This is a genomic window from Stenotrophomonas maltophilia group sp. Smal13, assembly GCF_030236855.1.
Taxonomy (GTDB): Bacteria; Pseudomonadota; Gammaproteobacteria; order Xanthomonadales; family Xanthomonadaceae; genus Stenotrophomonas; species Stenotrophomonas maltophilia_A.
The window spans coordinates 113,760-120,059 of the sequence record NZ_JASJSQ010000003.1 but is presented as its reverse complement, the minus strand read 5'-3'; the positions used below and the strand labels follow the sequence as shown (position 1 = coordinate 120,059).

Annotated in this window: 5 protein-coding genes; all 5 read left to right on the top strand. The window is 66.7% G+C overall.

The window, feature by feature from the left end:
* Positions 1-346 precede the first annotated feature (346 nt).
* The 5 genes from QRO95_RS02450 to QRO95_RS02430 are packed head-to-tail and all read left to right on the top strand — an operon-like array spanning position 347 to position 6,009.
* The gene (locus QRO95_RS02450) at positions 347-1,636 is read left to right on the top strand and encodes a sugar MFS transporter (protein ID WP_285301581.1); all 1,290 of its coding nucleotides are present in this window, start codon (positions 347-349) and stop codon (positions 1,634-1,636) included.
* Positions 1,637-1,675: 39 nt separating this feature from the next.
* On the top strand, positions 1,676-2,743 hold the full coding sequence (locus tag QRO95_RS02445; protein ID WP_006391719.1) for a LacI family DNA-binding transcriptional regulator: 1,068 nt from the start codon (positions 1,676-1,678) through the stop codon (positions 2,741-2,743).
* Between the two features lie 7 nt (positions 2,744-2,750).
* Positions 2,751-3,779: an SIS domain-containing protein gene (locus tag QRO95_RS02440; protein ID WP_182266706.1), complete on the top strand. Its 1,029-nt coding sequence runs from the start codon at positions 2,751-2,753 to the stop codon at positions 3,777-3,779.
* The gene (gene nagA, locus QRO95_RS02435) at positions 3,779-4,927 is read left to right on the top strand and encodes an N-acetylglucosamine-6-phosphate deacetylase (RefSeq protein ID WP_285301580.1); all 1,149 of its coding nucleotides are present in this window, start codon (positions 3,779-3,781) and stop codon (positions 4,925-4,927) included. Before QRO95_RS02440 ends, nagA begins: the two co-directional genes overlap by 1 nt.
* Complete coding sequence (locus tag QRO95_RS02430; RefSeq protein ID WP_285301579.1) at positions 4,927-6,009, top strand: acyltransferase family protein; 1,083 nt, start codon at positions 4,927-4,929, stop codon at positions 6,007-6,009. The genes nagA and QRO95_RS02430 overlap by 1 nt, the downstream gene beginning before the upstream one ends.
* Positions 6,010-6,300 lie beyond the last annotated feature (291 nt).

The window sequence follows — 6,300 nt, the reverse complement described above, 5'->3', positions numbered from 1 at the left end:
CGGGATCGGGGGCGGCGATTGGGGCGGAGTCTGTAACCCCGCTGACAACGATGTCAACGAGTTCGTGACACTTTCGTTGCTGCATCGCAACGAATGCGACATGCAGTAAACGTTTACATGGCGTGAGTGCGGCTTTCACGTGGGAACCGTTGCCGCACATGGGCCAAGGCCTTCGGCGCATTCAGCACGATGCGTTGCGATCGGGTTGCGCAGTGCAGCACGAGGTTCACAGGGCTGCGTGTGGAAGTTGACAAACCGCAGCTGTCCATCGAAAGAATGTGACAACGTTGTTCCCAGCCACTCTCCGACGCCGCGTTCTGCGGCCGTCGCCGCAGGAGCCCTCCTGATGTCCGCCGTCCCCGCTGCAAGCGCGCGCCCGAACGTGGCCACCTCCATCGCCATCGTTGGCGTGTTGTTCTTCCTGATCGGCTTCTTCACCTGGCTCAACGGCCCGCTGATCACCTTCGTCAAGCTCGCCTTTGAACTCAGCGAGGTCGGCGCCTTCCTGGTGCTGATGGTGTTCTACCTGTCCTACTTCTTCCTGGCCCTGCCGGCGTCGTGGATCCTGCGCCGCACCGGCATGAAGAAGGGCCTCAGCCTGAGCCTGCTGGTGATGGCCGGTGGTGCTGCGTTGTTCGGTGAATTCGCCACCCAGCGCTGGTATCCGGGGGCGCTCGGCGGCCTGTTCGTGATCGGCAGCGGCCTCGCGCTGCTGCAGACCGCGATCAACCCCTACATCTCCATCCTTGGCCCGATCGAGACGGCGGCACGCCGCATCGCGCTGATGGGCATCTGCAACAAGATCGCCGGCATGCTGGCGCCGGTGCTGATCGGCACGCTGGTGCTGCACGGCATCGGTGACCTTGATGCGCAGGTGCAGGCGGCAGATGCGGTCACCAAGGCCGCGCTGCTGAACGAGTTTGCCGCCAAGATCCACACCCCGTACCTGGCGATGGCTGCGCTGCTGGTGGTGCTGGCGGTGGCGGTGCTGTTCTCGCCGCTGCCGGAAATCAAGTCGTCCGAAGCCAACGCCACGCCGGCGGCTGCCGGTGCCGCCGAGCGCCGCAGCATCTTCCAGTTCCCGCACCTGTGGCTGGGCGTGCTGTGCCTGTTCGTCTACGTGGGCGTGGAGGTGATGGCCGGTGATGCGATCGGCACCTACGGCCATGGTTTCGACCTGCCGCTGGACCAGACCAAGATGTTCACCTCGCTTACCCTGGGCGCGATGCTGGTGGGCTACGTGGTCGGCCTGCTGTTGATCCCCAAGGTCGTTTCGCAGTCGCGCTACCTGACCATTTCGGCGGTGCTGGGCGTGGTGTTCTGCCTGGGCGCCTGGGCCACCCACGGCTATGTATCGGTGGCCTTCGTGGCCCTGCTGGGCTTCGCCAACGCCATGATGTGGCCGGCGATCTTCCCGCTGGCGATCCGCGGCCTGGGCCGCTTCACCGAAACCGGCTCGGCCCTGCTGGTGATGGGCATTGCCGGTGGCGCGATCATTCCGCAGCTGTTCGCCGTGCTCAAGCAGCACATCGACTTCCAGCTGGTGTTCGTGTTGCTGATGGTGCCGTGCTACCTGTACATCCTGTTCTACTCGGTGGTCGGCCACCGCGCCGGCCTGCCGCATGACAAGGCCTGATCGGCGATGATGGACGGCAGCCAACCCCAGGGAAAACCCATGCGCAGAGCGACCATCAAGGACGTTGCGGAAAAGGCCAAGGTCTCGCTGAAGACGGTCTCGCGGGTGATCAACAACGAGCCTTCGGTGATGCAGGCCACCCGTGCGCGGGTGCTGCGTGCCATCGCCGAGCTCGATTACGAGCCCGATCCGTCCGCACGCAACCTGCGCAGCGGCACCACCTTCGTGATCGGGCTGGTCTACGACAACCCGAACCCGTACCACATCATCGGCGTGCAGAACGGCGTGCTGGCCGCGTGCCGCGAGACCGGCTTCGGCCTGCAGATCCATCCCTGCGATTCCAGCTCGCCGCTGCTGGCCGATGAACTGGCCGACTGGGTACAGCGTTCGCGCCTGGCCGGGTTGGTGCTGACCGCACCGATGTCCGAGCGCCGCGACCTGATCCAGGCGCTGACCGCGCGCGGCATCAAGCTGGTGCGCATCATTGCGGCCACTGAAGACCCGGCCGATGGTGCCTGCGTGTTCGTCGACGACCGCGAGGCCGCCTACGAGATCACCGAGCACCTGATCCAGCTGGGCCACCAGCGCATCGGCTTCCTCTGGGGCGGCATCTCGCACCGCTCATCGGGCGAACGCTATGCCGGTTACGAAGCCGCGCTGAAGGACTACGGCATGACCGTGGACAAGCACCTGGTGGTGCAGGGCGACTACACCTTCGACGACGGTTTCCGCGGCGCGCGCCGCCTGCTGGCGCTGCGCGAGCCGCCCACGGCCATCTTCGGTTCCAACGACGAAATCGCCGCCGGTGTGCTGGCCGCCGCGAAGTCGGCGGGCATGAACGTGCCGTATGACCTGTCCATCGCCGGTTTCGAGGACAGCCCGTTCTCGCGCCAGTCGTGGCCGCCGCTGACCACCGCCAAGCAGGCCACCGAAGACATCGCCCGCCACGCCGCGCGCCTGCTGATCGCACAGCTGCGCAGCGACGCCTATGACGATGCGCCGGCACCGCTGCACAACCAGGGCTTCGTGCCGCAGCTGGTGGTGCGCGGTTCGACCGCGCCGATGCGCCCGGCCGGCGCACGCCCCCTTCCTTCCGATCCTGCCTGAGCCTGCCATGTCGCTGTCAGACCCCACGTCCACCCTGATGTTCGCCGAGGCCGCTGAAGCGGCCGACGTGGTCGCGCGCCAGTTCTCGCGCAACCACGCCACCATGGAAACCCTGGCCGCCAGCCTGCGTGCGGCGCCGCCGCCGTTCGTGGTCACCTGCGCACGCGGCAGCTCCGACCATGCCGCCACCTATGGCAAGTACCTGCTGGAAACCCAGCTGGGCCTGGTGGTCGCATCGGCTTCGCCGTCGGTGGGTTCGGTCTATGCCGCACCGCTGCAGCTGCGTGGCGCGCTGTTCATCGTCATCTCGCAGTCGGGCAAGAGCCCGGACCTGCTGCGCAACGCGGAAGCTGCCAAGGCCGCCGGCGCGCGCGTGATCGCACTGGTCAACGTCGAGGATTCGCCGCTGGCGCAGCTGGCCGATACGGTCATTCCGCTGCACGCCGGTGCCGAGAAGAGTGTGGCGGCGACCAAGAGCTACCTGGCGTCGCTGGCTGCGCTGCTGCAGCTGGCTGCCTACTGGAAGCAGGACGCAAGCCTGCGTGCGGCGCTGGACCTGCTGCCGGACGCGATGCGCGAGGCCTGGCAGTGCGACTGGACGCCGGTGACCGAGGGCCTGGTCGAGGCGACCAATCTGTTCGTGTTGGGGCGCGGGTTGGGCCTCGGCGCTGCGCAGGAAGCTGCATTGAAGTTCAAGGAAACCTGCAGCCTGCATGCCGAAGCCTACAGCTCGGCCGAGGTGAAGCATGGCCCGATGGCGCTGGTCGACCGCGGTTTCCCGGTGCTGGCCTTTGCCCAGCCGGATGAAACCGGCGCCGGCACCCGTGCCGTCGTCGAGGAATTCACCGCGCGCGGTGCACAGGTGTGGATGGCCGGTGCCGGTGGCAACCTGCCGATAGCGGCCGCGCCGCATCCGCTGTGCGCACCGCTGCTGACCGTGCAGAGCTTCTACCGCGCGATCAACGCGCTGGCGCTGCGTCGTGGCTTCAATCCGGATCTGCCGCCGCACCTGAACAAGGTCACGGAGACGGTGTGATGGCAACGGTCCTGCGCAATGCCCGCATCCTGGCAGGCGACGAATTCCGCGATGATCTGGCGGTGGTGATCGAGCACGGCCGCATCAGCGCGCTGCTGCCCGATGCAGCGCCGCAGCTGGGCCAGGCCGCCGAGCAGGTTGATCTGGGCGGTGGCTGGCTGCTGCCCGGTTTCATCGATGTGCAGGTCAATGGTGGCGGCGGCGCGCTGTTCAACAACACGCCGGACGTGGCGGCACTGCGCACCATCGCGCAGGCGCACCGCCGCTTCGGTACCACCGCGATGCTGCCGACGCTGATCAGCGACGACGTGGGCGTGATGCGTGAAGCCATCGTTGCGATGCGCGAGGCGATCGCGCAGGGTGTGCCAGGCGTGATCGGCATCCATCTGGAAGGACCGTACATCGCGCCGGCCCGCAAGGGTACGCACGATGCCAGCAAGTTCCGTGTGCCAGACGAAGCAGAGATCGCGCTGGCCGCATCGCTGGACAATGGCGTGACCCTGCTGACGCTGGCACCGGAACGCGTGCCGCTGGAGACCATTCGCGCGCTGGTCGAGCGCGGCGTGGTCGTTGCCGCTGGGCATACCGCAGGCACCTACGAAGAGATCCGCGCCGGTCTGGATGCAGGCGTGCGTGGCTTCACCCACCTGTACAACGCGATGTCGCCGCTGCAGGGCCGTGAGCCCGGCGCGGTGGGCGCTGCGCTGGAAGACCGCGACAGCTGGATCGGCATCATCGTCGATGGCGTGCATGTGCATCCGGCCAGCCTGCGCGTGGCGCTGGCAGCCAAGCCGCGTGGTCGCCTGCTGTTGGTCACCGATGCGATGCCGCCGGTTGGCGCCGACGATCCCAGTTACGTGCTGTACGGCGAAACCATCACCGCCATCGACGGCGTGGTGCGCAATGCCGCCGGTTCGCTGGCGGGTTCGGCGCTGGATATGGCCACTGCGGTGCGCAACACCGTGCAGCTGCTCGGCCAGCCACTGGCCGAAGCCGCGCGCATGGCCTCGACCTATCCGGCGCAGTTCCTCAACGTTGACGATCGTCTGGGCCACATCGCCGAGGGCTACCAGGCCGACCTGGTGCTGCTGGATGATGCCCTGCAGGTGCGTGGCACCTGGATTGCCGGACAATACGAGGCCGCCTGATGGCCGATCCCTTGAAGGGAAGTATGCCGCCGCGCCGCCTGGGCTCGATCGATGCCCTGCGCGGCATCACCGTGGCGGCAATGCTGCTGGTCAACAACCCGGGTGACTGGAGCGCGGTGTTCGCACCGCTGCGCCATTCGGAATGGCATGGCTGCACGCCCACCGACCTGGTGTTCCCGTTCTTCCTGTTCCTGGTAGGTGTGTCGATGGCCTTCAGCGTGGCGCCACGCGCGCTGGACGTGGCCTTACGACCCGCGCTGGCGCGCGGCGTTCTGGAGCGCGCACTGCGCATCCTGGTGGCCGGTGCGCTGCTGCACCTGATGATCTGGTGGGCGCTGGATACCCATCACTTCCGCATCTGGGGCGTACTGCAGCGGATCGCGGTATGCGCGGCGCTGGTGGGCGTACTGGCGGTGTATGCGCGTCCGCGCGTGCAGGCCGGCGTGCTGGTCGCGCTGCTTGTGGGCTATACCGTGCTGCTGCTGGGCATCGGTGATCTGGTGCCATGGACCAACCCGGCCAGCCGCCTCGATACCACGCTGTTCGCGCCCTGGATCTACCAATGGCACGCCGATACCGGGCTGGGCCATGACCCGGAAGGATTGCTGAGTACGCTGGGCGCGCTGGCCAGCACGGTGCTCGGCCTGCTTGCTGGTGGCCTGCTGCGCAACGGGCGTTCGGCGGCATTGGCCGGGCTGGGCGTGGCGACCGCTGTGCTCGGCCTGTTGCTGGCCATCGTGTTGCCGCTGAACAAACAGCTGTGGACGCCCAGTTACGTGCTGTGGACGGGCGGTCTTGCGGCGCTGGCGCTGTGGCTGGGCCACGTGCTGATCGACCAGAAGGGCTGGCCCGCGCTTGGCCGGCGCTTCGGTGTCAACGCGATCACCGCGTACCTGGGGGCATCGGTGATGTCGGTGGTGTTGATGGCGACCGGCGCCTGGGGCTGGATCTGGCAGCAGCTGGCCACCGCGATGCCGCAGGCGCTGGAGCTGGCGTCGATGCTGCAGGCGCTGGCGTTCGTCGCACTGTGGTGGGGCGTGGCGTGGTGGCTGGACCGGCGGAAGATCTATCTGAAGATCTGACCCCATCCGCCAACGGCATCCACGCATGGCGTGGATCTATCAGGTGCCATGAGTGAATCGATTGGCGATGCAGGGTCAGTAGATCCACGCCATGCGTGGATGCTTTGCGCGTGATTCCCAAGTGCCGAAAAAATGAACGATTTCAGCCACATCACATTGGCGTGAGGACCGGGGCGATTTCACATCTGAACTGTGATTCTCCGCACGCAAGTTCACCTGTCGAAACGGTTCACCACACGGCAGACTGCAAGCGCAGTGCCGCACATACGCAGTTCCTGATTTCCCGTCCAG

Bases quoted from the DNA above. Each gene is read 5' to 3' on its own strand.
- QRO95_RS02440 (WP_182266706.1), top strand. From the start codon at position 2,751: ATGTCGCTGTCAGACCCCACGTCCACCCTGATGTTCGCCGAGGCCGCT.
- nagA (WP_285301580.1), top strand. From the start codon at position 3,779: ATGGCAACGGTCCTGCGCAATGCCCGCATCCTGGCAGGCGACGAATTC.
- QRO95_RS02450 (WP_285301581.1), top strand. From the start codon at position 347: ATGTCCGCCGTCCCCGCTGCAAGCGCGCGCCCGAACGTGGCCACCTCC.
- QRO95_RS02430 (WP_285301579.1), top strand. From the start codon at position 4,927: ATGGCCGATCCCTTGAAGGGAAGTATGCCGCCGCGCCGCCTGGGCTCG.
- QRO95_RS02445 (WP_006391719.1), top strand. From the start codon at position 1,676: ATGCGCAGAGCGACCATCAAGGACGTTGCGGAAAAGGCCAAGGTCTCG.